The sequence below is a fragment of the Endozoicomonas sp. SESOKO2 genome (assembly GCF_024606245.1).
Classification (GTDB): domain Bacteria; phylum Pseudomonadota; class Gammaproteobacteria; order Pseudomonadales; family Endozoicomonadaceae; genus Endozoicomonas_A.
In genome coordinates this window covers 1-1,301 of sequence record NZ_JAHHPQ010000507.1, presented here as the reverse complement: position 1 = coordinate 1,301, position 1,301 = coordinate 1, and the positions used below count along the sequence as shown (strand labels likewise).

Here is a 1,301-nt window from a genome sequence, read left to right as displayed (position 1 = left end):
CCTTCCATGGTGGAGTCATTGGTATTGGTGGTGGCCAGTACAGCGTATTCGCGGGAGTGGCGGATTTCCCTATCGGCTAAAGAAATTTTGTCAGAGCAGCTAACAAAAGCGTTATTCAGGGTCTTACAGGGGAACAAACCATTGCGACGACAGTCGTAATTATAAATTTTGTAAAAGGATTATTACTATGAACAGCCCTTCAGGCACAGCAAGCCCTTCATCGATTTCCGACCAGAATGTTCAGACGGGATCTGCAATGTTCAGCGTCAGCAGGCATCCGCCGGGAAGCACTACGACAATGTATTCAATGCGGCGATGCTATGAACATAAATATGCATTTCGCACTATTTGGCTAGACTTGGGCATTCCAGAGGCGCCTGACCCCCCTTTACAGTCCCATCTACTGAAAGGTGCTAAACGTCTGGAATCCCGGACGGTGGAAGTCTCTTCTTCCCGGCAAGCATCAACCGATTCACGAAAGCATACCGAAGCCAGCGAGGCTGAAATCCAGGCTGAGCTGGAGAGAATGCATGAACGTATTCAGGAGGATCACCAGCGTTATAGCGAGCTCTATAAACTGTTCATGAAAGCCAGGGATATTGCCAGACAGGCTGAACATGAATTGGATGTCGATGTTAATTTCTTAATGGAAGCGTCTCTATGTGAGCGGATGGATCAGCAGCAATTAGGGGTAATGGCTGATGAGCTGCATGAGAAAACCACAATGCTTGAGGCCAAAGATTGGGAGATTCGTGAACTGGAAAGAAAAATCCGGACGCTCACACAACGGGCTGACACGCTGCAGACTGATTTATCTGAAGCTCAGCAACAAATAGATCAGCTTAATAATGCCATATTCGAACACCGCGAAGAAAAATCTGCGCTACTCAGACAGACTGAGCAACTGACGAATAAGCTACGTGAGAAAACCACAATACTTGAAGCAAAAGAAGAGCAAATGTCGGTAACGGAATCTCAAAACGTTAATATGCTTAGAAGGCTAAACGATATGCATCAGAAGCTGACGGCCAGGGGGGCAGACGTGGTACCCAAAGATATGCTCTCTCAGCTTCAGAATGATCTGCGACAGACCCGGTCTCTTTTGCAGGCAAAAGAGGATGAGGCGAGCTCTCGAGTCGCTCAATCGAGACAGTGGGCTACCGACAGGGCGGTTATGGAAAGAGAGATTGAAACCCTTAGGGCTGAGCTGAGAGCACTCTCAATGGGCAGCCAGACCACAGAGACACGAGCCTCCCCATAACGGGCTTGTTAATCGTTAAATCGAAGAGGCACTGATAGCC

The 1,301-nt window shown here is 48.2% G+C and carries 1 protein-coding gene; it reads left to right on the top strand.

Going from position 1 to position 1,301, the window contains the following annotated elements; translation table 11 throughout:
• Nucleotides 1–187: 187 nt before the first annotated feature.
• A complete protein-coding gene (locus KDK17_RS11615; protein ID WP_257281185.1) occupies nt 188–1,261 on the top strand; it encodes a hypothetical protein in 1,074 nt (357 codons plus the stop codon).
• Nucleotides 1,262–1,301: the final 40 nt, after the last annotated feature.